This window comes from Allobosea sp. RAF48 (assembly GCF_052114025.1).
Taxonomy (GTDB): Bacteria; Pseudomonadota; Alphaproteobacteria; order Rhizobiales; family Beijerinckiaceae; genus Allobosea.
The window spans coordinates 170,251-193,153 of the sequence record NZ_JBFRDZ010000006.1 but is presented as its reverse complement, the minus strand read 5'-3'; the positions used below and the strand labels follow the sequence as shown (position 1 = coordinate 193,153).

The following is a 22,903-nucleotide window of genomic DNA, read 5'->3' as shown; positions in this document are numbered from 1 at the left end:
CGGCAAGCGGGTTCATTCGGCAGCGACGACGCGCAGTCCCGCCGCCTTCTCCCGGACCTCCCGCTTCGCAAGCCGTGCCGCGAGCGCCAGCGAGCGCTCGACGACAATGCCGCGCTGCTGGTCGATCGTGACGAGGTGATAGCTGTCGTCGAGGATGACGGCATCGACGAGCCCGCCCAGCCGGCGCTGGATGTAGAACGCATTCGACAGGCTGGCGACATCGTCCTCGCGGGCGTGGACGAGCAAGGCCGGGCAGGTGATGGCCGGCATCTCGCGTCGCGTCTGGGCGATCAGCGCCCACATCTGCTGGAGCGCGCCGGACGGCGTGCCGAGCAGACCCGCCTCCGAACTGTCGCCGCGGGTGATCGCGGCGGTGATCAGCGCGCGCGTGCGCAGATCCTTGACGCCATAAGGCTCGCGCTCGACGAAGCTGTAGCGGCGGCCGATGGGCGTGTTGATCAGCCACTTCAGCAGGAAGGCGTAGCGCGGAATCGACCAGCCATCGTACCAGAGCGTGGGCGCGTAGAGAGCCAAGCCATCGACGGCTTCGGGCCGCGCGGCAGCGACGTGCATCGCCAGGACAGCGCCCATCGAAAGGCCCCCGACGATGACGCGGTCGCAGATCAGGCGCATCCGGTCGAGCTCGTCGATGACGCTCTGGGCCCAATCGCGCCAGCCCGTCGCCAGCAGCTCGCTTTCTCCAGCGCAATGGCCCGCGAGCTGCGGGCAGTGCACCGTGTGGCCGGCCTGATTGAGCGCACGCGCCACGAGGCGCATCTCGGTCGGGGTTCCGCCCAAACCGTGGATCAGGAGGAAGCCGGTCCGGCCGCCGGCATAGCGAAGGCTGAAATCGCGCGTCGTCACGTCTCGTTCCGTCAGACTGTTCGAGCGACGATGACCACGCCGCAGGTGATGAGGAAAGCTCCGGCCCATTGCCGGGAACCGACACGCTCGCCGAGCAGAACCGCGCTGGCGAAGGTGATGGCGAGGAAATTGAGGCTGGCGATGGGAAAGGCGATCGAGAGCGGCACCTCGGCGAGGATCCGCAGCCAGATGAAGAACTCCGCCACATAGGTCAGCACGCCGGCCATCGCCCAGCCGGAGCGGCCGAGCGCCACGGTGAGCTCGCGCAGCCCGGCGCCCTGCGGCAACCTGTCGGCACCGAGCTTGAGGCAGAGCTGTCCGACGACGTCGCAGACGATCGACAGGATGAACCAGAGGACGATGTTCACGGTCACGGCAGCACCCGCGCAAAGCAGTCGATGAGTTCGGCATTCACCCGGGCATTGACGGCGAGCTCTTCCGGAGAAGGCCGCAGCGGCCGCGGGTGATCGAAGTAGGCGAGCGTCGCGCGGAACGGATCGGAGAAGCGCGGCTCGGACCAGTCGCCGCAGACATCCACCCCGACGACGCGACGTGCGCCCGCCAGCCGCTCGATCGCGGCAAGCAGATGAGCAAACGGCAGATCGCCCTGGTCCCAGTTGGTCAGCGCCTCGTCCCGCCCCAGGACGTCCTTGTCGATGCTGAGCCAGACGTCCCCGGTCGGGATCGTGGCGACGAGGTCGTCGAGGAAATGAGCCCAGTCCTCATCGGCCAGATTGCGCCAATGCAGATGGTTTCCCTCCTGCCGGAAACTCGCAGCCGTTCCGTACCGGCCCCAGACGCGGGAAGGTTCGTGCCGCCACGGATAGAGCGCGATCCGCTCCTCGGCGACCGCCCTGAGATTGGCGAACTGCCATTCCGGGCGCACGAGATCGCCGCTGCAGGGACCGATGGTGATGACCTTGCGGACCTGGGGCAGCTCCAGCGCCCGGTTGACCCAGGCGCCGCAATTGACCGTCGCGGGAAACTGCACCCAGTCGGGATGGTTGTCGAAATGGACGACCGTCACCGGCTCGGAGACTCCTGCGATCAGCAGCGCCGCGAGGTGATGGAAATCCCCGGAACCGTAGAAGTAGACCGGTGGTCCGCTCCCGCCTCTGTCCTCGGCCGCCAGTTGCTCCAGTAGGCGCGCGCGCGCACCGCGGCTCGCCACGATGCGCAGACGCGCGGCGAGACGCGTCGCATCGATGCGGGAAGCTTCCCCCGCATCGATGCGACGGCGCAGCGGCTCCTGCCGCGCGACGCTGCCGTCGAGATCGATCACCTGCAGGCGCAACAGCCGTCTCCGGTCGGATCAGGCGCCAGCCACGCGGGCGAAGAGCTGGTCCAGGAGGGCGATCGCCAGATCGATCTCCTCGTAGCTCATGGTCAGAGCCGGCGCGAGAGTGATGACGTTCTTGTAGTAGCCGCCGATATCGAGCACGAGGCCGTAGCGCCTGCCATCGATCTCCAGATCGGCCTTCATGCCCTCGTCGCACATCAGGTCGACCAACCGCTTCGACGGCGTATAGCTGTCATGCGGCTCGCAGATCTCGATGCGCAGGGCCATGCCGAGGCCGTCGACCTCGCCGACGATCTTATGCCGGCGCTTCAGCTCCTGGAGCCCGTCGAGGAAATACGCGCCCTTGGCCATGACCATGGTCTCGTAGTCTTCCTCGTGCATCATCTTCATCGCCTCGAGCGCCACGGCGGTGCCGAGCGGGTTGGCGTTGAAGGTCGAATGCGTGGAGCCCGGCGGGAAGACGGTCGGGTTGATCAACGCTTCCTTGGCCCAGATGCCGGAGAGCGGGTTGAGCCCGTTGGTGACGGCCTTGCCGAAGACGATCACGTCCGGCTGGACGCCGAAATGCTCGATCGACCAGAGCTTGCCGGTCCGGAAGAAGCCCATCTGGATCTCGTCGACGACGAGCAGGATGCCGTGGTCGTCGAGCACCTTCTTCAAGCCGGTGAAGAAGTTGGGCGGCGGAATGACGTAGCCGCCCGTGCCCTGCAGCGGCTCGACGTAGAAGGCTGCATATTCGGCCTGGCCGACCTTGGGATCCCAGACGCCGTTATATTCGCTCTCGAAGAGCCGGGCGAACTGCTGCACGCAATGCTCGCCATACTCTTCCTTGCTCATGCCCTTCGGCCCGCGGAAATGGTAGGGGAACGGGATGAAGTGTGCGCGTTCGCCGAAATGGCCGAAGCGGCGGCGATAGCGGTAGGACGAGGTGATGGCGGAGGCGCCGAGCGTGCGGCCGTGATAGCCACCCTCGAAGGCGAACATCAGGCTCTTGCCGTTCGAGGCGTTGCGCACGAGCTTGAGCGAATCCTCGACCGCCTGCGCGCCGCCGACATTGAAGTGGACGCGCCCCTTGGCGCCGAACTTGCGCTGCGCATCCTTGGCGATCATCGCCGCGAGTTCGATCTTCTCGCGATGGAGATACTGGCTCGCGACCTGCGGCAGCGTGTCGATCTGGCGCTTGAGCGCATCGTTGAGGCGCGGATTGGCGTAGCCGAAATTGACGGCCGAGTACCACATCTGCAAGTCGAGGAAGCGGTTGCCGGCAGCATCGAGCATGAAGGAGCCCTCGCAGCCCGAGAAGATCTTCGGGAACTGCGTGTAGTGCACGGTATCGCCATGCGAGCAGAACTCCGCCTCGAGCGCGAGCAGGCGGGCCTCCTCGGCGGTAACCGAGGCCAAGTTCACCGCAGCGGGAGCGGCTGCGGTGCGGCCGTGCTGGGGAAATCCGTCATCCATTGATCAAGTCCTTGATGTGATGGCTCGCTGCGGCAGGAACGACGCCGGTCAGCATGTCGTCCAGGATGCGCGCCGCTTCGGCGAGCCGGGAGAATGGGCGGTGTTCCACCCCGGCCTGGTCGCAATGGGCGATCAGGCCGTTCTTGGCGAAGATGAGGTCGGCGCGCTCGGCCAGGCAGAAATCGGACCGGCCGTCGCCGACCAGGATGGTGGCAGGCCGCCCCAAGCTGCTGGCCACGCTGCATTTGCAGGTTCCGCTGCTGCAGCTGCCGTCGCGGGAAGCATGCGGCGAGGTCAGGCGCCAGCGATCCGCACCAACCGGTTCGAGGTGATTGGCGATGACCGGCAGCCCGGCGAGCCCGGCCCGGCGAAGCACGGTATGAATCGTGCGGTCGAGCCCGTCCGAAACCACGGTCACCGGCACGCCGTGGCGCTGGCAGACCCGGACGAAGAAGGCAAATCCCCAGTCGATCGCGAAACTTTCGACGAAGCTGTCGAAGACATCGGGCGAGGCGCGCAGCAGCGCGACCTGCCGCTCCATGCACTCCCGCGATCCGATGCGTCCTGCGACCCAGTCATCCTCGATCGCTTCCCAACCGGGTTCGGCGAATCGGGCCAGGACGGAGTCCGTCGTGTCCTTCTCTGAAATCGTGCCGTCGAAATCGACGATGGCCTGCCATTGCATCTGCGCGGAAGCTCCCGTTTCGCGGAGCTGCCAATGGCAAGCGTCGTGCCATCCTGCAATGCATTGATTTAATTATGATTTCTTACGAGTCGACGCGTCAGCCGGCTCTTAAAATTGGGGTATCCATCAAATTTTGGAGTATCCCGACGCTGGAGCATGAAGCCGGGCGTGCACGCCGAAGAGATTCGGCGACGGGCACTGCAAGACGCGCCTATCCCGCACTCAGCGTTCGCCGCACCGCGTCCTGCCAGCCCCTGACTTTGCGCTCGCGCTGGCTGCCTGCCATGGCAGGCGAGAAGCGACGCTCCAGCCGCCATTGGTCGGCAAAGCGCCCCGGCTCCGGCAGAAGCCCGGCGTCGAGCCCGGCAAGATAGGCTGCGCCCAGTGCCGTCGTCTCGAGCACCGTCGGCCTGTCGACCGGCAGGTCGAGGATGTCCGCGAGGCGCTGCATCGTCCAGTCCGACGCGACCATGCCGCCATCGACCCTCAGCACCGAGCGACCGCCCTGCCCGGCTTCCGGCCAGTCGGCATGCATCGCCTCGATCAGGTCGAGCGTCTGGTAGCAGACGCTTTCAAGGGCTGCGCGGGCAAACTCGCGCGGCCCGGAATTGCGGGTCAGGCCGAACATCGCGCCACGTGCGTGGGCGTCCCAGTGCGGTGCGCCGAGGCCGACGAAGGCTGGCACCAGATAGACGTCCTGCTCGGGATCGGCCGCCTCCGCCAGCGGGCCGGTGTCGCTGGCCTTCTCGATGATGCCGAGTCCGTCGCGCAGCCATTGCACCGCAGCACCCGCGATGAAGATCGAGCCTTCGAGCGCATAGGTCCGCTTGCCGGCGAGCTGGTAGGCGACCGTGCTGAGCAGGCGATGCTTCGAGCGGACCGGCGTGTCGCCGGTATTGAGCAGCGCGAAGCAGCCGGTGCCGTAGGTCGACTTCACCATCCCGGGCGTGAAGCAGGCCTGCCCGATCGTCGCCGCCTGCTGGTCTCCCGCGATACCGCGCACCGGGATCGGCTTTCCGAACAGCTCCGGCGCCGTATCGCCGAAATGGGTGGCGCAGTCGCGCACCTCCGGCAGGATCGCCGCCGGGATGTCGAAGAGGTCCAGGAGCTCCGGGTCCCAGATGCCGCGGCCGATATCGAACAGCATGGTGCGCGCTGCATTGGTGGCGTCGGTGGCGTGTACCGCTCCGCCCGTCAGCCGCCACAGCAGGAAGGAATCGATGGTGCCGAAGGCGAGTTCGCCCGCTTCGGCCCGCCGCCGCGCGCCCGGCACGTTGTGCAGCAGCCAGGCGATCTTGGTCGCCGAGAAATAGGGGTCGATGCGCAGGCCGGTACGCTCGGCCACGAGGTTTTCGTGGCCCGCCGCCACGAGGTCGGCGCAGGCCTGCGCCGTGCGCCTGTCCTGCCACACGATGGCGCGGTGAATCGCCTTGCCCGTCCGGCGGTCCCAGATCAGCGTCGTCTCGCGCTGGTTGGTGATTCCGATTCCCGCGATGTCGCCCGCATGCAGCCCGGCCCTGGCGATCGCTTCGCGGGCCGTCGCCAGCACGCTCTCCCAGATATCCTCAGGCTCATGCTCGACCCAGCCGGATGCTGGGAAATGCTGCGGAAACTCCTGCTGGGCAGCCGCGACGACCGCGAGCGAGGCATCGAACAGGATCGCCCGCGAGGATGTCGTGCCCTGGTCGATGGCGAGGATGTGTCTGGCAGCCATGGCGAATCTCTTGCCCTTCATGCGTCTTGGCCGGCAGGCGGGCCGGCCGGCGGACACTGGCCGATCAGCCGCCGCTCGCGCAAGGCCGGGCGGTGCCTCTGCAAGGTTCCGCTTGGCATGGGGCTTGCCCTGTAGTTACCTTGACGACGAAGCAACCGGCCGCACGACGCTGCGGCCCCTGTCCAGCCCCGTGCTGGCAGGTCGAGGGATTGGAAACGGTGGCGGTCGAGGACCGGCAGCAACGGGACGTCACGCATGTGGCGTCGCCGCATAGGCATACCACCGATCCGCAACGGGCCGGTGGCGCATCTGTTTCCGCCGCCTTCAAGAGCTACAACCCGGCATCGATCGATCAGCAGCCCGCCGCGACCTATGCAGCGCTGGATCTCGGCACCAACAATTGCCGGCTCCTGATCGCGCGCCCCGCGCAGCACGGCTTTCGGGTCGTCGATGCGTTTTCCCGCATCGTCCGCCTTGGCGAAGGGCTCGCTGCCAGCAGCCGCCTGGCCGATGCGGCGATGGACCGTGCGGTCGAGGCGCTGAAGATCTGCCGCGGCAAGATGGCGAATCGCGGGGTCACCCGTGCCCGCCTCGTCACCACCGAAGCGTGCCGTGCGGCGACCAACGGGCTAGACTTCATCCGCCGCGTCGCAGCCGAGGCCGAGCTCTCGCTCGAAATCATCGACCAGCGCACCGAGGCGGCGCTTGCCGTCTCCGGCTGCGCGGCGCTGACCGACCCGGCGGCCGAGAGCGTCATCGTCTTCGACATCGGCGGCGGATCGACCGAGATCGTCTGGCTCGGCGGGCGCAGCGAGGCGCGCGACCCTGCCGCCCGTATCCGCGAATGGGCCTCGCTGCCGATCGGCGTCGTTATCGTGGCTGAACGCTACGGCGGTATCGAGGTCAGCCGCGAGCTCTTCGAACAGATGGTTCAGGATTGCACGCAAGCGCTTGAGCCATTTGCGAAAAAGGCTTCTGCCGCCTGCGACTCAAAGGGCTTCCACCTGCTTGGAACCTCCGGCACGGTGACGACCGTCGCCGGCATCCATCTCGACCTGCCCCGCTATGACCGCCGCGAGGTCGACGGGCTGTGGATGCACCAGCACGACGTCGCCGCCGTCATCGACCGTCTGATCGATATGGATTATGCCGCCCGGGCGGCCAATGCCTGCATCGGCCGCGAACGCGCGGATCTGGTGCTGGCCGGCTGTGCGATTTTCGAGGCGATTCACCGCGCCTTCCCGAGCGAGCGCGTCCGCATCGCCGATCGCGGACTGCGCGAAGGCATCCTGCTACGCATGATGCACGAAGACCGTGCCTGGTGGCGGCGGAAATAGGTTAAGGGCCCATGAGTATCGGAAAATCGGGTGGCAAGACCGGCGACGGCAAAGCCTCCGGAGGTGCGCGCGACATGCGCGTCAAGGTGAAGAAGGCGGGCAAGCTCAAGCATTCCTCGCAGCTCTGGCTCGAGCGCCAGCTCAACGACCCCTATGTGAAGCGGGCCAAGGAACTGGGCTACCGCTCCCGCGCGGCCTTCAAGCTCGAGGAGATGGACGACCGCTACAAGTTCCTGAAGCCCGGCCAGCGCCTGCTCGATCTCGGCTGCGCGCCGGGCGGCTGGTGCCAGGTCGCGGCCAAGCGCATCGGGCTCGAACGAGGCAAGGGCCGCATCGTCGGCATCGATCTGCTGCCCGTCGATCCGATCCCCGGCGTCGACCTGATCGAACTCGATTTCATGGCCGAGGAGGCCCCGGCCCTGCTGACCGAACGCCTCGGCGGACAAGCCGATGGCGTCATGTCCGACATGGCCGCCAACACCACCGGCCACAAGAAGACCGACCATCTCAAGATCATCGCGCTCGCCGAAGCGGCGCTGGAATTCTCGCACAGCGTGCTGGCGCCGGGCGGCTTCTTCCTCGCCAAGCTGTTCCAGGGCGGAGACAGCGCCGAACTTCTTGCCGGCCTGAAGCGCGACTTCACCACCGTCCGGAACGTCAAGCCGGCCGCGAGCCGCGCCGATTCCTCCGAACTGTATGTGCTGGCGACCGGCTATCGCCGAAAGCAGGCCGACGAAACCGCTGACGCCTGAAGGCGACGCAAGCCAGCAGTTTCAAGGCGCCGGATCCGCTACTCCAGCGGTTTCTGGTCGGCGAGCGCCTCGGCCGTGACCTTGCGCGCGCTCACCGGGACGTGACCCGAAACTTCGGTTCCGGCGTCGGGGGCAAGCTGCACCATCCAGAGCACCGAGGAAGCCGACACCAGCCCGACGATCGCGAAGGCCGGCCAGAAATCGCCGGCTGCGAGCGCCTTGCCGCCATTAAAGGTGTTGGCGGCCTCCAGCGCGAAGGCGCCGATGGTCACGCCCATGCTGAGCGAGAGCTGCTGGGCGACGCTCGACAGGCTCGTGGCGCTCGACATGTCGCGGTTGGAGACGTCAGCATAGCTGAGCGCGTTGATGCCGGTGAACTGCAGCGAGCGGAAGCAGCCGCCGATCAGCAGCACGGAGAGCATGATCGCATGCGGCGTGGTCGGGGTGAACAGGCCGGAGGCGGCGAGAAAGGCGGCGCCGATCACGGCATTGATGGCCAGCACGCTGCGAAAGCCGTAGCGCGCCAGAATCGTCCTCGCCAGCGTCTTCATGATCAGCGCGCCTGCTGCCGAAACGAAGGTGATCAGGCCCGACTGCAAGGCGTCGAGCCCGAAGCCGAGCTGCAGCATCAGCGGCAGCAGGAAGGGGATCGCGCCGATGCCGGTGCGGAAGATCGAGCCGCCGATGACACCGATCCGGAAGGTCGGAATCCGGAACAGCGACAGATTGAGCACCGGATAGGGCACCCGCCGGGCATGGAACCAGTAGGCCGCCAGCGCCGCCGCCCCGGCCAGCACGCAACCATAGGAAACGACTTGAGGAACCAGATGCCGGCCGCCCGTCGCCAGGCCCAGCATCAGGCTGGCAAAGCCGAAGGAGGACAGCAGAAAGCCCTTCACATCCAGCGGCGCGACGTCCTCCTCGCGGATATCCTCGAAGAACAGGCTCGACAGCACGATGCCGATAACGCCGATGGGAATGTTGATGAAGAAGATCCAGCGCCAGTCGAAATAGGTGGTGATGAAGCCGCCGAGCGGCGGCCCCACGACAGGTCCGACCAGCGCCGGGACCGTCAGATAGGCCAGCGCGCCGACGATCTCGGACTTGCTGACGCTGCGCAGGATGACGAGGCGCCCGACCGGGACCATCATCGCTCCGCCCATGCCCTGGACGAAGCGCGCGCCGACGAAGGCGCCGAGCGAGTTCGACACGGCGCAGAGAATCGAGCCGAGCATGAAGACGCACAGCGCCGAGCGGAAGATCGTGCGGGCGCCGAAGCGGTCGGCCATCCAGCCCGAGATCGGGATGAAGACGGCGAGACTCACCAGATAGGAGGTCAGAGCGAGCTTCAGCGCGATCGGGTCCTCGCCCAGCGACTTGGCGATCACCGGCAACGAGGTCGCGATCACGGTCGAGTCGGTGTTCTCCATGAACAGCGCGCAGGCGACGATGAGAGGAAGCAGTTTGGCGCGTTGCAAGGCGATAACCTTCCGCACTCACACTGATGTGAGCGGCGTTGAAATCATAAGCTAGGTTATTAATGCCAGGGCAGCGGCGTGACGAGAGGCGAAGTTGCGATTTCCGGCCATTTCACGCGATTGCTACGCGCTCCCGCCATGCGCTGATCTTATGGCCCATCCTCCAACACAAATCCGCCATGCGTGTGCCGCACTCCTTCCTGTGCCCGGAAGCCACCATCTTTACGGTATCCGGCCTGGGTCCGGATCGGCGCGAGGGGCGCGCGTCGTAACCTCCGGAGAGCTGACATGATCCCTAATTCGATCATTTCCACGGTTTCGCGACGTATTCCCGGCGGCGTGCGGCTGGCGGGCCTGGCCTTGCTTGCCGGGCTGAGCTACGGCGCGGCAGCCGCCCCTGCTTCCGCTGCGATGACCGACTGGCAGATGGCCTGTCAGGACAAGGCCGCGCCGCAGGGCTATGGCGAGAGCATTCGCTACAACAACTGCGTGAGGCAGCGCGACTGCGAACGCCTGGCGAACCAGATGGGGCATATGGCCATGGCAATGGGCTGCTTCGGCGTGATGCCGGACGCCCCGGCCGTGCCGTTGCGATCGCGCAACTGAAACGGGCAGGCTTCTCGCGACCGATCTCGGGGCAGCGATGCGCCGGGAATTTTGCCGCACTGCAAAATTCTCCGCGCCCCGCACTAGCGGAGCGCGGGCGCACATGCTAACGGGCCTCGTCAACTTGGCCATGGGCGCATCCGCCCGGCCCCTAGAAAGCCGGCTTGCCCGGCGTCGGAGTTGACGATGGCGCTTTCCCTCGACGGTCTGATTCGCGACGGTTTCACCTTCGACGACGTGCTGCTTGAGCCCGGCCCGTCCGAGGTCATGCCGGCGGATGTCGACATCCGCACCAGGCTCACCAAGTCGATATCGCTCAACCTGCCGATCATCGCCTCGGCGATGGACACCGTGACGGAAGCGCGCATGGCGATCGCCATGGCGCAGGCTGGCGGCCTCGGCGTCATCCACCGCAACCTCGAGGCCGACCAGCAGGCGGCGCAGGTGCGCCTCGTCAAGAAGTTCGAGTCGGGAATGATCGCCAACCCGATCACGATCTACCCCGACGAGACGCTGGCCGACGCGCTCGCGCTGATGAAGCAGAACGGCATCTCCGGCATCCCGGTCGTCGAGCGCGGCCCGCAGGGGCACAAAGGCAAGCTCGTCGGTATCGTCACCAACCGCGATGTGCGCTTCGCCGCCAACCCGGCCCAGCCCGTCTCGGAGCTGATGACCAAGGAACGGCTGATCACGGTGCGCGAGGGCGTGAGCCAGGAGGAGGCCCGGCGCCTGCTGCACCAGTTCCGCATCGAGAAACTGCTGGTCGTCGACGATCACTACCGCTGCATCGGCCTGATCACCGTCAAGGACATGGAGAAGCAGGTCGCGCATCCGAACGCGGCAAAGGACGCGCAAGGGCGCCTGCTCGTCGCTGCCGCAACCACGACCGGCGACCAGGGCTTCGAGCGTTCGGAGATGCTGATCGACGCCGGCGTCGATCTCATCGTCGTCGATACCGCCCATGGCCACTCGTCGAAGGTGCTCGACGCGGTCAGCCGGGTGAAGAAGCTCTCCAATTCGGTCCAGGTCATCGCCGGCAACGTCGCCACTGCCGGCGGGGCGCAGGCCCTGATCGATGCCGGCGCGGACGCGGTCAAGGTCGGCATCGGCCCGGGCTCGATCTGCACCACCCGCATCGTCGCGGGCGTCGGCGTGCCGCAGCTCACCGCGATCATGGACGCGGCCTCGGCGGCGGCGAAGGCGGGGGTTCCGGTCATCGCCGACGGCGGCATCAAGTATTCTGGCGACCTTGCCAAGGCACTTGCCGCTGGCGCCTCCTGCGCCATGGTCGGCTCTCTGCTCGCCGGCACCGACGAGACGCCGGGCGAAACCTTCCTGTACCAGGGCCGCTCCTACAAGGCCTATCGCGGCATGGGCTCGGTCGGCGCGATGGCCCGCGGCTCGGCCGACCGCTACTTCCAGCAAGACATCAAGGACACGCTGAAGCTCGTGCCCGAGGGCATCGAGGGCCAGGTCGCCTATAAGGGGCCGGTTTCCACCGTGCTCCACCAGCTCGCTGGCGGCCTGCGCGCCGCCATGGGCTATGTCGGCGGCCGCAACCTCGAGGATTATCGCAACAAGGCCCGCTTCATCCGCATCACCAGCGCCGGCCTGCGCGAGAGCCATGTCCACGATGTGACGATCGTGCGCGAGAGCCCGAACTACCCGACCCGGTCTTGAGTCCGCGCAAGCTTCGTGCAGCACTGGCCGGGACTATCCTGGCCAGTGCCGACACGAGGCGACCGCGACCATGACCCTGAAGCTCGTCTATCCCACGCTGGCCCTGATCCTCTGGATCTTCATCGTCGGCGTCATCCTGATGCTGCGCCGGAAGGACGCCTTCTCCTCCGGCGCCGTGCGGCCGGAAGACGTGACGGTTTCGACCGAGCGCTATCCTGTGCCCGCCCGCCTCGCCTCCGCGAACTTCTCGAACCAGTTCGAGACGCCGGTTATCTATTTCGCGCTCATCATGCTCGCGATGGAGGTCGGCGCCACCAGCTATGTGATGGCACTGCTGGCCTGGGTTTATGTCGCGACCCGCGTCATCCACACGCTCATCCATATCGGCCCCAACAAGCTGCCCGTGCGCGGAGCGGTCTACGGCATCGGCGCCCTCGCCCTGGTCGGCATGTGGATCGGCGTCCTGCTCGCCGTCGTCTGAGCACCCTCGCCCGCCGCCCTGCCGCCTGTCGTTAAGCATTTCAGGCGTTTGCGGAGCGTGGCGCAGCGAAAGCGTTGAATCTTAACGAAACGTAAACTACACCCAACCAGCGGCGGACGGTGAACAAGCGCAGGTTGGAGTGACGCGATGTTGCGTGTCCGTGAAATCCCCGTGCGGGCATTGTCCCGCAGCGGCGAGACCGGTTACGCCGGCTCTGTCAGCAAGGCCCCGGCCCGCTCGCGTGCCGGCCGCTGGGCTGCGGCGACCGTGCTCGGCATGGCCGTCGGCTGCGGCGGCATGGTGCTGACGGCTTCGCTGGTCCAGGCGGACGACGATGCCGGCATCCGTTCGTTCTTCCTCGAGGAAGCCGCGCGCAGGGCTGCACGCGCTCCGGCGCAGAGCGCCTCCTATGCATCGACCCGCCCGACCGCTTATGCGCCGGCCACGAATGGCTGGCGCCTGCCCCTGATGCAGATGCGGCCGGATGGGCGCATCGCCCACCCGCCGATCGCGCTCAACCCCTTCAGGCAAAGCCCGAAGAAGGTTGCAGCCCGCCCGCACAGACCGGCCGAAGCCGGTGCCGCCCTGGTTTCCGCGAACAATGCCCAGACCTTCTGCGTGCGGCTCTGCGATGGCTTCCATGCCCCTATCGGCCATCTGCGGTCGGCTAGCGACCTGAACGCCCACGAAGCGCTTTGCAAGGCGATGAACCCCGGCATTCCGGTCAAGGTCTTTCGAGCAGCCGCGGGCTCGACCAGCATCGACTCCGCCGTCGCAGCAGATGGCCAGCGCTATGCGGCGCTGCCGATGGCCTATAGCCACGAGAAGGCTGCCGACCCTGCCTGTCGCCCCGCCATCGTCCAGGCCGGCGAGCGACGCATCTCGCTCCTGCGGGACATCACGCTCCGCCCCGGCGACAGCGTCGTCCTCGACGGCAAGGTTTCGACCTTCACCGGCGGATCGAGCTGGCCCTACAGCCGGCGCGACTTCCGCGACTTTCGCACGGCGCCGGAGCTGAGCACGGCCCAGCGCCAGCAGATCGACGAACGGGTCGGCGTTTCACGCATGGAGGCGGAGGCGCGCAGCCTTAGGCGGCAGATGCTGGTGCGGGAGGCCTATCTGCAGGATGAGACCGTCGCCAGCGATGCTGTGCTGCGTGGCTCGATCGATCCCGGGACGCGGGTCGCCGTGCGCCTGATCCCGATCACGGCTGCGTCACGCTGACGCCGAAGCGCGGCTTAGACGGAAGACGTACGACTCGCATGGCGCGGAATCGCTTCGCCATTCCAATGCCATGGCCAGAAGATTAGAATTCATCAAAATAAGAAACAGTCTGGAACTCATACAAGGCTCTGATTTTAAAGGATGATTCCGTTGACAGCAGTGTCGGCGCCCCTTTAACCCTCGCCCGTCGCGCCCTGGCGCCCTGAACCGACGGAGCGAAAGAATGATCAAGAAGAAGCACCTCCACGCCCTGACGCTGTCGTCCTGCCTGCTCGCCGCACCGGCGCTCGCCCAGGAGGTCAATCTCTACACGACGCGCGAGCCCGCCCTGCTCAACCCGGCGCTGGAAGCCTTCAGCAAGGACACCGGCATCAAGGTCAACGCGGTCTTCCTGAAGGACGGCCTGCAGGAGCGCATCCGCGCCGAAGGTGCCAACAGCCCGGCCGACGTCATGCTCGTGGTCGATGTCGGCGAGATCAATGCTGCGGTCGATGCCGGCGTCACCCAGCCGATCAATTCGCAGACCGTGGACAAGATCGTCCCGGCGCAGCTGCGTCCGGACAACAACTGGGTCACGCTGACCAAGCGCGCCCGCATCGTCGTTGCCTCGAAGGAGCGCGTCGCGCAGGACGCGATCACCTATGAAGAGCTGGCGGATCCGAAGTGGAAGGGCAAGTTCTGCATCCGCGCCGGCCAGCACCCCTACAACAACGCCTTCTTCGCCGCCTATATCGCCCATAACGGCCTGGAGAAGACCGAATCGTACCTCAAGGCCCTGCGCGCGAACGCTGCCCGCAAGCCCGGTGGCGGCGACCGCGATGTGGCGCGCGACATCCAGTCCGGCCTCTGCGACGTCGCTGTGATCAACACCTATTATATCGGCCTGATGAGCCAGGCGAAGAACGAGCAGAAGGGCTGGTACGACGCGATCAAGCCGCTCAAGACGACCTTCGCCGATGGCGGTACCCATGTGAACGTCTCGGCTGCCGCGCTGGCCAAGAACGCCCCGAACAAGGACAACGCCGTCAAGCTGATCGAGTACATGCTCGGCGAAAAGGCGCAGGCCCTCTACGCCAACGGCAATTTCGAGTTCCCGGTCAACAGCGCCGTCACCGACTCGGCCGCCGTCAAGCTGCTCGGCGCGGTCACGCCGGACAAGCTGCCGCTCTCCGAGGTCGCCAAGCAGCGCAAGCCCGCCGCCGATCTCGTCGACAAGGTCGGTTTCGACAATTGAGCCTGAGCGCTCCGCTCACCGCTTCGCGACGGCCGCCATTCACATGGCGGCCGTCGACGCGTTTTGCACTGGCATCGCTCGCGGGCGCAGGGCTCGTCCTGGCGCCGCTGCTGGCGCTCGTGGCGACCGCCCTGTCAGCCTCGCAGGCCGCGGAGATCTGGCCGCATCTCGTCGCCAACGTGCTGCCGTCCGCACTGCTCCAGACCGGCTTGCTGCTGGCAGGGGTAGGCGTCGTCAGCACCATCCTCGGTGTCGGCACCGCCTGGCTGGTCACGCAGTTCGAGTTTCCGGGCCGGCGGCATTTCGAATGGCTGCTGGTGCTGCCGCTGGCGCTGCCCACCTATCTGACGGCCTATATCTACGTCGAATTCCTCGGCTTCCAGGGACCGCTGCAGAGCGCGCTGAGGGCGCTCGCCGGCTGGCGCACCCTGCGGGACTATTGGTTTCCCGATCCGCGCAACCTGCCCGGCGCGATCGCGATCATGGCTGTTGTCCTCTACCCTTACGTCTATCTCAGCACCCGCGCCCTCTTCAGCATCCAGGGCGCGACGATCGTCGAGGCGGCGCGCAATCTCGGCGCGACGCCGGGCCGGCTGTTCTGGCGCATCGGCTTGCCGCTCGCCCGGCCGGCGCTCGCGGCCGGGCTGACGCTCGTCCTGCTCGAGACGCTCAACGACATCGGCGCGACTGAATATCTCGGCGTCCGCTCGCTGACCCTCTCGATCTACACCACCTGGATCAACCGGGGCTCGCTGCCCGGGGCGGCACAGATCGCCTGCGTGATGCTGCTTGTCATCTTCCTGCTGATCTGGACGGAGGCCCGCCTGCGCGGACAGCGTCGCTTCGCCCTGCCCGTGCGGCAGCCGCGCCCGCTCGGGCGCCGGCCGCTGCGGCCTCGCGCAGCGTTCCTGGCGGCGGTTGCCTGCGCCCTGCCCGTTCTGTTCGGCGCCATGTTGCCGATCGGCTACCTCGCCGCCGAAATCCTGCGACGCGGATTACTGGCGCAGTTCGACGCCGCCCTGCTGAGGTTGCTGGGCAATGCCCTCCTCCTCGCCGGCATCGCCTCCGCGATCGTGCTGCTGCTGGGTCTCGGCATCGCCACGGCCAGCCGCGCCGGCCGCGAAACCTGGCTGAAGCCCCTCGCCCGCCTCGCTTCGCTGGGTTACGCCGTGCCCGGCACCGTGCTCGCGCTCGGGCTGCTGATCCCGATCGCCGCGCTCGACAATGGGCTGGCCAACGCGATCACGGCCCTGTTCGGTATCAAGCCCGGCCTGCTGCTGATCGGTTCCGGCGCGGCGCTGGTTATCGCCTATGTCGTGCGCTTCCTGACCATCGGCATCTCCGGCGTGGAGAGTGGGCTCAGCCGCGTTTCGCCGCGGATCGACGATGCCGCGCGCGCTCTCGGCGCCGGCCAGCCCGAGATCCTGCGCCGCATCCACTGGCCGCTGATGCGCCCGGCCGTCGCAGGCGCAGCGCTGCTCGTCTTCGTCGATTGCCTGAAGGAGCTGCCCGCGACGCTGCTGCTGCGCCCGCTCAACCTCGAAACGCTGGCGACGGTGGTCTATGGCCACGCCTCGCGCGGCGTCTTCGAGGACGGGGCGCTCGCTGCCCTGCTGATCATCCTCGCCGGCCTCTATCCTGCCATGCTTCTGGCCAAAACCGGCACAAATCGTGCGGGATAGCGGGTTTCCCGGCCTCGACAAGCCATCGACATCAGCCTACACCATCCGCCGCCAGGGGGCTGGCTGATTTCGGCCGGTGCCGATTCGGAAGTCCATGACCAGACGCGCAGCGATCCTCGCCTTCAGCCTTGTTGTCCTGATCGGCCTGCTCGGATTGCAGCCGTGGGACCTTGCGCTCGAGCGGGTGCAGCGCAACGTCGTCGCCGCAATCGCCAAGAAGACCGGCTTCGTCGTCGAGACCGTCGAGCGCGCCGAGATCGCGCTCCTGCCGTTCCCGCGCATCAGCCTGTCCCAGGTCAGCTTCAGCCAGCGCGACGGCGCGCTTTCGGGCGAAGCGGTTCGCGTGCGGGCGCATCTGCGCCTGCTGCCCCTGCTGACCGGCACGCTCAGCTTCGACAGGATCGACCTCGTCGCGCCGCAGATCGATGTGGCGGTCGCGCCCGGCAGCGACGGCGTGACGGAGTGGCTTGCCGCGCCGCTGGCCGAGATCGAGCGGCTGCGCAGCCAGAGCAAGATCGTCGTCCAGGGCGGCTCGCTCTTCTTGCGCGCGAACGGCGCGATCCAGAGCGTGGTCCGCGACGTCCATCTCGTCATCGACGAACGCAGCCTGAACGAGCCGTTGGAATTGTCGGGATCGCTGACCTGGCGCGGCGTCCCAACCGAGGTGAGCCTGCGTTGGCCAATGGTCGGCCGCAACGGCAAGGCTGCGCTCTCGGCCAATTCGTCGCTTTTGAAGCTCAGGTTCGACGGCACGCGGTCCGCGCCTGACGAACCGGTCATCAATGGCCTTCTCGCTCTGTCCACCCCTTCCATTCCCCAGCTGCTGCGCTGGTTCGGCGAAGATTCGCGCCTGTCCGCGGCGCTCGGGGCCCTGACGCTGTCGGCCGATCTGCAGCTCAAGCCGCATGAAGCCTCCTTCAACAACGCCATCGCCAGCCTCGACGGCGAGCGTCTCGACGGCGTGCTCAAACTCTCCGAGACCGGGGCCGGACGCTTCGCGCTGTCAGGAACGCTGGCAGGGGCGACGCTCGATATCGGCCGCCTCGTCAATCGCCTGCCGATCCCGTCCGTCGACGCCAGCGATATCGGCCCGCTCGATCTCGACGGCTGGACCGAGCGCGAGATCGACCTCAGAATCTCGGTCGATGCCGCCAAGCTGAATGGCGCCCGCCTCAACGACGTCGCCAGCTATCTCCTGATCAAGAAGGGGCGCTTCGAGACCGGGCTGCTCCGGGCCGGCGCCTATGGCGGCAGCGTCAAGACGCGCCTCCTGGCGGTTAGCGCCCCCGCCGGGGTCGATGTGAAGCTCCAGGCCGGGCTCGAGCGCGTGAACTTCGGGCAGGCGTCGACCGACCTGCCGCAGCTGTCGCGGCTGAGCGGCAACGCCACCTTCCAGCTGGCGCTCGACGGCGTCGGCCGGACCTTCGATGAATTGCTCGGCTCTTTGGCCGGACGTGCCAATCTGTCGGTCAAGCAAGGCGAGTTCGGCGGGATTGCGTTCGTCGACCTGCTGCGCCGCGCCGAGCGCGCGCCCGCCCAGACCCTGCGCGACTGGCGCCAGGGCAAGACGCCGTTCGAGAGCCTGACCGCCAATGCCGGCATCGCCGGCGGGCTGATGGTCCTGACCGACGCCCAGATGAGCGGGCAGTCCTATCGCCTCAACCTGAGCGGCAACGCGTCGCTACGCACCCGCATCCTCGACATGGCCGCGTCGCTGGCGTCCACGACCAGCACGCTGACACTACCTTTCAGCCTCAAGGGTCCGGTGACCGCCCCGCTCTTCGAGCTCGAGACCGAGGCCTTCCTGAGCCCCGCCAGCGGCACGTCCTTCCCGTCTCTCCTCACGCGCTGATCGAAGCGACTTCCGCCGCGCGCGGAAATCCGCTCTGATGCGGCAAAGGCCGCCTGACGGCCGGAACGGGGGAGCGGTGATGAGGCAATGGATCMCGGGCGTTCTCGCCCTTGCAGGATGGGTCGCAGCGGGAATGGCCGACGCACAGGATCTGATGACCGAGAAGAAGGTCTTCGAGCTGCCGAGCTTCACGACCCAATCGGGACGCACGCTGAAGCAGGTCCGAGTCGGCTGGGAGAGCTACGGTACGCTCAATGCCGACAAGTCCAATGCCGTGCTGATCTGCCACTTCTTCTCGGGCAACTCGCACGCCGCCGGCAAATACGACGCCAAGGACGCACAGCCCGGCTACTGGGACGCGATCATCGGCCCCGGCAAGGCGATCGACACCGACAAGTATTTCGTCATCGCGTCCGACACGCTTGTGAACCTCAACACCGGCGACCCGAAGACGACCACCACCGGCCCCGCCTCGGTCAATCCCGACACCGGCAAGCCCTACGCGCTCGACTTTCCCATCGTCACCGTCCGCGACTTCGTCGAAGTTCAGAAGGCTCTCGTCGAAAGCCTTGGAATCAAAAAGCTTGCCTTGGTCGCCGGCCCCTCGATGGGTTCGCTCCAGACCTTCGAATGGGCCGCGAGCCATCCGGAGATGGTCGCCAAGGCGATGCCGGTGATCGGCGCGGCCGAGGCCGATGCGATGCTGATCGGCTGGCTCGACGTCTGGGCGGCGCCGATCCTGGTCGACCCCAACTGGAACAACGGCGACTATTACGGCAAGACGCCGCCGCTTGCCGGCCTCGCCAAGGCGCTGACAGCGGTGACGCTGCAGGCGAACCACCAGGAATGGGCGAACGCCACCTTCGGGCGCCGCCCCGCCAAGGAAGGGGAAGACCCGGCCAAGGCGCTCGCCAACAAGTTCCAGGTCCAGAGCGTGCTCGACAACGCCGGCGCAGCCCGAGCCAAGGTCTCCGACGCCAATCACTTCCTCTATCTGGTCAAGGCCAACCAGCTCTTCGCGGCCGGCAGCACTTCGCTCGCCGACGGCATGGCGAAGACCAAGGCGCCGATGTTGCTGGTGACGCAGCCGAAGGATCTGGTCTTCACCCCGGACGCGGTGGAGCGCACGGTGAAAGCGGCGAAGGACGCCGGGCGCGACATCACCCATGTGACCATCGACGGCGTCCGCGGTCATCTCGACGGCGTGATGTCGATGAAGCAGGCGGAAGGCGCCATCCGGGCGTTCCTGGCGAAGTAGGAACCGGACTCCTCCAGACCCGCGCGCGGTTCCGGCTTATCCCGCGAACCGCTCGCGGTAGGCTTGCGGCGTCGTGCCGAGCCGCCTGAGGAATGCGCGCCGCAGCGTTTCCTCCGAGCCGAAGCCGCAGCGGCCGGCGACGCGGGCGACAGAGTGCCCCTGATCCAGCATGTGGCGCGCCGTCTCGATTCTGATCTCTTCAACGGCCCGGGCCGGGGTCCGGCCCGTTGCCGTGCGGTAATGGCGGGCGAAACTGCGCAGGCTCATATTCGCCCGCGCGGCCAGCCGTTCGAGCGACAGGTCGCTGCGGAGGTTTTCGACGATCCAGGCATGCAGGCCGTCGAAGCGCTCGTCCCGCCCCTGCAGGGCGAGCGCCGTGCTGAACTGGGACTGCCCACCCGGGCGCTTCAGGAAGACAACGAGCTGGCGCGCCACCGCCAGCGCCGTTTCGCGACCGAGATCCGCTTCGACGAGCGCGAGAGCGAGGTCGATCCCCGCCGTCACCCCGGCCGAGGTCCAGACATTGCCGTCGCGGATGAAGATCGGATCGGGATCGAGGCGGACGTCGGGAAAGCGCGCCGCGAACTCGGCACAGCGCCCCCAATGGGTGACGGCGCGCCTGCCGTCCAGAAATCCGGCGGTCGCCAGCAGGAACGCGCCACTGCAGACGGAGGCCACGCGCCGTGCCGCACCGGCCCGCTCGCGTAGCCATGCGACAAGGGCCGGGCTGTCGCATGCGGCCTGGATGCCATAGCCGCCGGCGACGACCAGCGTGTCGACGGGTTGGTCCGGCCCGGAAAGCGGCTCCGTCAGCAGCGCAAGTCCCGCCGAGGTCATCACGTTGGGTTCGGCCGCCACCACCCGCGTCTCATAGGGCACGTCAGTTCTCGCCATGGCGGCAAGATCGTTGGCCGTAGCGAAGACCTGCAGCGGTCCCGTTACGTCCAGGATCTGCCCCTTCGGAAAGGTCAGGATCTCGATACGACGCGGCGTCTTTGGCATGAAACGAGGGGTGTTTGACAGAACAGCCAAAGGCTGGTCCGCTATCGTGCCCCTGTCAATCAGGAGCTGCTCCATGTCGTTTCATTTTGGCCTTCTCGTTTTCCCCGGCGTTCAGCAACTCGATCTCACCGGGCCGTACGAGGTCTTCGCTTCGCTCCCCGGAGCCCGTGTCGACCTCATCTGGAAAACGCTGGCACCGGTGCGGTCGGCGACCGGCCTTCCTCTGACGCCGACGACGACGCTGGCGGAGTGCCCGCCCCTCGATGTGCTCTGCATTCCCGGCGGAGGCGGCATCAACGCGCTCCTCACCGATGAGACGGTGCTCGACTTCCTGCGCAGGCAGGCGCCGCTGGTGCGTTACCTCACCTCCGTCTGCACCGGGTCCCTGGTCCTCGGCGCCGCCGGCCTCCTCACCGGCAAGCGCGCCACTACCCATTGGAATGCGCATGACTTCCTCAGCCATCTCGGCGCGATCCCCGTAAAGGAGCGTGTCGTGCAGGACGGCAACCTCATCACGGCCGGCGGCGTCACCTCCGGCATCGATTTCGGCCTGACGGTCGTGGCGGCATTGACCAGCCGGGCTGAGGCCGAGACGATCCAGCTCTCGCTGGAATATGCCCCCTCGCCGCCGTTCCGGTCCGGCACGCCGGAGGAAGCGACGCCCGCCATCGTGGCCGAAGCCCGCCGCCGCATGGCCGCGTCGCGCGCCGAGCGGGAGGCGATCCTCCTGCGGAAGTGAGCGCCGGCGGCGAGCTGCGCCACACCCGCCGGCTGCGATACCGACGATCAACGAGCTCGTATCGGCATCCCGGAGGCCCGGGCCTACGACAGGCGATAGGCTGCCGCCACGGCGCTCCCGCATGGCCGCGCGATCTTGCCCCCTTGGCCGCGCGCGGCAGTGGGATGTTAAGGTTGAACGGAAGCGGAGGATGTAACGCCGCTGACCGGCCGACGATGCCCGAGAATGCGGCCCCGGATGGACCATGCTCGAGCTCGATCACCTCACCGTCATCGCACCGACCCTCGCCGAAGGGGTGGCCCATGTCCGGGCTTGCCTCGATATCGACGTGCCCTTCGGGCAGCGCCACGGCTATATGGGCACGTACAACCATCTGCTCCAGCTCGGCGGCCGGGTCTATCTGGAGATCGTGGCCCGCGACCCGGACGCCGCGCCGCCCGGCCGCGCGCGCTGGTTCGGCCTCGACGATCAGCGGAAGGTGCGAGCCGACTGGGATTCGGGCCGCCGCTTGAGGGGATGGGTTGCCCGCACCGACGCGATCGACGCCGTGCTCGCGGCGCGCGGACACATCTTCGGAGAGAAGATCGCGCTGCCCTGGGCCGAACCGTCGTTCGATTTTGCAATCCCGATAGACGGCTCGCTTCCGCTCGGCGGCGCTGCTCCCTCGATCATCGACAGGCGCGGAAAGCCACGCTCAATGGAGAGCATCGCCGATCTGGGAGCCAGGCTCCGATCGTTCTCGCTCGAACATCCCGGCGCCGAGGCCCTCTCCGACCTCTATCGCGAGATCGGTATCGTCGGCGCGCCCGAGATCCTGCGCGGACCGGCCCTGTGCTACCGGGCGCAGATCGAGACCGCCCGCGGCCTGAAGCAGCTCTGTTGAAGCCGCCTACCCCGCCAGCGTCGCCTTCACCCCGTCGATCACGAACTGTACGGCGAGCGCGGCCAGGATCACGCCGAGCAGCCGCGTCAGCACGACATTGCCGGTGACGCCGAGGAGCCTGGCGATCGGCGTCGCAGCCAGGAACACGGCAAGGCAGCTCAGGATCACCAGCCCGCAGATCACAGCCAGCGCGATCAACAGCAGCGGATCGCCTCCTGCCCGACCCGCGAGCAGGATCATGGCCGTGAGCGCGCCGGGCCCCGCCATCAGCGGGATCGCCAGCGGAAAGGCCGCGACATTGCGGATATGATCCTGTGTGATCGCGGTGTCGGCGGTCTGCTGCTTGCGCTCGTTGCGGCGCTCGAACACCATCTCGAAGGCGATCCAGAACAGCAGCAGCCCGCCGGCGATGCGGAAGGCCGGCAGGGAGACGCCGAGCGCCTTCAGCACGACATCGCCGGCCACGGCGAAGAAGCCCATGATGCAGAAGGCGATGATCGAGGCGCGCACCGCCACCTGCCGCCGCTCGCCTGCCGACATGCCGCGCGTCAGAGACAGGAAGATCGGCGCCAGACCCGGCGGGTCGAGCGTCACCAGCATCGTGACGAGGGCGGATGTGACGAATTCGATGAACATGCGGAGGTGACTTCACCACGGCTTTTGCCCGCCGTCAC

At 67.1% G+C, this 22,903-nt stretch carries 21 protein-coding genes; 12 read left to right on the top strand and 9 right to left on the bottom strand.

What is annotated here, in order from left to right; translation table 11 throughout:
• Nucleotides 1–12: 12 nt before the first annotated feature.
• The 6 genes from AB4Z10_RS13580 to glpK all read right to left on the bottom strand — a co-directional run bounded on the left by AB4Z10_RS13580 (nt 13) and on the right by glpK (nt 6,021).
• Nucleotides 13–864, bottom strand: coding sequence for an alpha/beta hydrolase (locus tag AB4Z10_RS13580; protein WP_441470912.1), 852 nt, complete (start codon nt 862–864; stop codon nt 13–15).
• Nucleotides 865–875: 11 nt separating this feature from the next.
• Complete coding sequence (locus tag AB4Z10_RS13575) at nt 876–1,238, bottom strand: EamA family transporter (RefSeq protein ID WP_441470911.1); 363 nt, start codon at nt 1,236–1,238, stop codon at nt 876–878.
• Nucleotides 1,235–2,158: an arginase family protein gene (locus AB4Z10_RS13570; protein WP_441470910.1), complete on the bottom strand. Its 924-nt coding sequence runs from the start codon at nt 2,156–2,158 to the stop codon at nt 1,235–1,237. Before AB4Z10_RS13570 ends, AB4Z10_RS13575 begins: the two co-directional genes overlap by 4 nt.
• Before the next feature lie 18 nt (nt 2,159–2,176).
• A complete protein-coding gene (locus AB4Z10_RS13565) occupies nt 2,177–3,622 on the bottom strand; it encodes an aspartate aminotransferase family protein (RefSeq protein ID WP_441470909.1) in 1,446 nt (481 codons plus the stop codon).
• Nucleotides 3,615–4,307, bottom strand: coding sequence for an MtnX-like HAD-IB family phosphatase (locus AB4Z10_RS13560; RefSeq protein ID WP_441470908.1), 693 nt, complete (start codon nt 4,305–4,307; stop codon nt 3,615–3,617). Before AB4Z10_RS13560 ends, AB4Z10_RS13565 begins: the two co-directional genes overlap by 8 nt.
• Before the next feature lie 211 nt (nt 4,308–4,518).
• Entirely contained in the window at nt 4,519–6,021 is a 1,503-nt protein-coding gene (gene glpK, locus AB4Z10_RS13555; protein ID WP_441470907.1) for a glycerol kinase GlpK, read from the bottom strand.
• A 218-nt stretch (nt 6,022–6,239) separates the two neighbouring features.
• Between glpK and AB4Z10_RS13550 the strand changes: the two genes are divergently transcribed.
• Nucleotides 6,240–7,358 (top strand): Ppx/GppA phosphatase family protein, encoded by a 1,119-nt coding sequence (locus AB4Z10_RS13550; protein WP_441470906.1) that lies wholly within the window; start codon nt 6,240–6,242, stop codon nt 7,356–7,358.
• An 11-nt stretch (nt 7,359–7,369) separates the two neighbouring features.
• The gene (locus tag AB4Z10_RS13545) at nt 7,370–8,110 is read left to right on the top strand and encodes an RlmE family RNA methyltransferase (RefSeq protein ID WP_441470905.1); all 741 of its coding nucleotides are present in this window, start codon (nt 7,370–7,372) and stop codon (nt 8,108–8,110) included.
• Nucleotides 8,111–8,148: 38 nt separating this feature from the next.
• On the opposite strand, the gene AB4Z10_RS13540 is transcribed toward AB4Z10_RS13545, so the two are convergent.
• Entirely contained in the window at nt 8,149–9,588 is a 1,440-nt protein-coding gene (locus AB4Z10_RS13540; RefSeq protein ID WP_441470904.1) for a DHA2 family efflux MFS transporter permease subunit, read from the bottom strand.
• 288 nt (nt 9,589–9,876) lie between these two features.
• Here AB4Z10_RS13540 and AB4Z10_RS13535 point away from each other — a divergent pair, with 288 nt between their 5' ends.
• From AB4Z10_RS13535 to AB4Z10_RS13500, 8 genes are all read left to right on the top strand, one after another.
• Complete coding sequence (locus AB4Z10_RS13535; protein WP_441470903.1) at nt 9,877–10,194, top strand: hypothetical protein; 318 nt, start codon at nt 9,877–9,879, stop codon at nt 10,192–10,194.
• Between the two features lie 186 nt (nt 10,195–10,380).
• Nucleotides 10,381–11,874, top strand: a complete 1,494-nt coding sequence (gene guaB / locus AB4Z10_RS13530) for an IMP dehydrogenase (RefSeq protein WP_441470902.1) — start codon at nt 10,381–10,383, stop codon at nt 11,872–11,874.
• Nucleotides 11,875–11,944: 70 nt separating this feature from the next.
• On the top strand, nt 11,945–12,355 hold the full coding sequence (locus AB4Z10_RS13525; protein ID WP_441470901.1) for an MAPEG family protein: 411 nt from the start codon (nt 11,945–11,947) through the stop codon (nt 12,353–12,355).
• 147 nt (nt 12,356–12,502) lie between these two features.
• A complete protein-coding gene (locus AB4Z10_RS13520; RefSeq protein ID WP_441470900.1) occupies nt 12,503–13,579 on the top strand; it encodes a DUF2865 domain-containing protein in 1,077 nt (358 codons plus the stop codon).
• Between the two features lie 223 nt (nt 13,580–13,802).
• Nucleotides 13,803–14,813 (top strand): extracellular solute-binding protein, encoded by a 1,011-nt coding sequence (locus tag AB4Z10_RS13515; protein WP_441470899.1) that lies wholly within the window; start codon nt 13,803–13,805, stop codon nt 14,811–14,813.
• Nucleotides 14,810–16,495 (top strand): ABC transporter permease, encoded by a 1,686-nt coding sequence (locus AB4Z10_RS13510; RefSeq protein ID WP_441470898.1) that lies wholly within the window; start codon nt 14,810–14,812, stop codon nt 16,493–16,495. Before AB4Z10_RS13515 ends, AB4Z10_RS13510 begins: the two co-directional genes overlap by 4 nt.
• Before the next feature lie 94 nt (nt 16,496–16,589).
• Nucleotides 16,590–18,347 carry an AsmA family protein gene (locus AB4Z10_RS13505; protein ID WP_441470897.1) on the top strand — a complete coding sequence of 586 codons (1,758 nt, stop codon included), beginning with the start codon at nt 16,590–16,592 and terminating at the stop codon, nt 18,345–18,347.
• A 79-nt stretch (nt 18,348–18,426) separates the two neighbouring features.
• Nucleotides 18,427–19,605: an E22 family MetX-like putative esterase gene (locus tag AB4Z10_RS13500; protein ID WP_441470896.1), complete on the top strand. Its 1,179-nt coding sequence runs from the start codon at nt 18,427–18,429 to the stop codon at nt 19,603–19,605.
• 36 nt (nt 19,606–19,641) lie between these two features.
• On the opposite strand, the gene AB4Z10_RS13495 is transcribed toward AB4Z10_RS13500, so the two are convergent.
• On the bottom strand, nt 19,642–20,607 hold the full coding sequence (locus tag AB4Z10_RS13495) for a GlxA family transcriptional regulator (protein WP_441470895.1): 966 nt from the start codon (nt 20,605–20,607) through the stop codon (nt 19,642–19,644).
• A 73-nt stretch (nt 20,608–20,680) separates the two neighbouring features.
• Between AB4Z10_RS13495 and AB4Z10_RS13490 the strand changes: the two genes are divergently transcribed.
• Nucleotides 20,681–21,346, top strand: a complete 666-nt coding sequence (locus tag AB4Z10_RS13490; protein ID WP_441470894.1) for a DJ-1/PfpI family protein — start codon at nt 20,681–20,683, stop codon at nt 21,344–21,346.
• 244 nt (nt 21,347–21,590) lie between these two features.
• Nucleotides 21,591–22,229 carry a VOC family protein gene (locus tag AB4Z10_RS13485; RefSeq protein WP_441470893.1) on the top strand — a complete coding sequence of 213 codons (639 nt, stop codon included), beginning with the start codon at nt 21,591–21,593 and terminating at the stop codon, nt 22,227–22,229.
• Between the two features lie 6 nt (nt 22,230–22,235).
• Here AB4Z10_RS13485 and AB4Z10_RS13480 read toward each other — a convergent pair whose 3' ends face one another.
• A complete protein-coding gene (locus tag AB4Z10_RS13480; RefSeq protein ID WP_441470892.1) occupies nt 22,236–22,865 on the bottom strand; it encodes a MarC family protein in 630 nt (209 codons plus the stop codon).
• Nucleotides 22,866–22,903: the final 38 nt, after the last annotated feature.